Here is a 667-nt window from a genome sequence, read left to right on the forward strand (position 1 = left end):
ATATAGTGGTTATAAAAAATAATAATGATATGCCACTATATAAATCCGAGTCTGTCTATCGAATAGTAGATTTTTACAAATCAAGTATAGATGACAAATATTACTATGCTATAGAATTAGCTGAACCATCAAGCGATTATCTTGGTAATAATTCGCTTAATCAGCAGTATATAGAAGAAAACTACATCAATATGGATGAAGTGTATTGGTATTTTGAGAAAAAAGATGAAGGTGGGTGGATAAAATATGATGATCGCAGGCATACTTTCAAGGAAATAAGAGAAACCATGGCGAAAAATGGTCTCATAGAAAATGTGCATGTGATTTACGCTCTGGGCTTTAAATTACCATATTAGAAAATTAAATTAGCTCGAGGGCAGATTTTATAATAATCGACTTGAGCTTTTCTACTTTTTTAAGAAATCACGAAAATTTGCTTATTTTTAGTTAAATTCTTAAGCCATTTTTACTACTTTAAGCTTCCCAAACTTAAATTTTATTATTTTACACTTTTAAAAGCACAGTAAATAGGACATATTGACATTTTTATTTTGAAAATAATTCTTTTCAGTTGAAAACTTATATTTAAATTGCAATATGATACAATTCAAATTATTAAATTATTTCTACAAAGGTATAAAATACGATGTTGTTAAGGGCTATACTC

At 27.6% G+C, this 667-nt stretch carries 1 protein-coding gene; it reads left to right on the forward strand.

Translation table 11 applies throughout. The features are described 5' to 3' along the window. Positions 1 to 356 (forward strand): hypothetical protein (locus tag F3G98_RS10675; protein ID WP_188117015.1); only part of this gene is annotated, 356 nt, incomplete at its 5' end. Between the last annotated feature and the right edge of the window lie 311 nt (positions 357 to 667).

This window comes from Campylobacter concisus, assembly GCF_902460895.1.
In the GTDB taxonomy this organism is placed as follows: domain Bacteria; phylum Campylobacterota; class Campylobacteria; order Campylobacterales; family Campylobacteraceae; genus Campylobacter_A; species Campylobacter_A concisus_BC.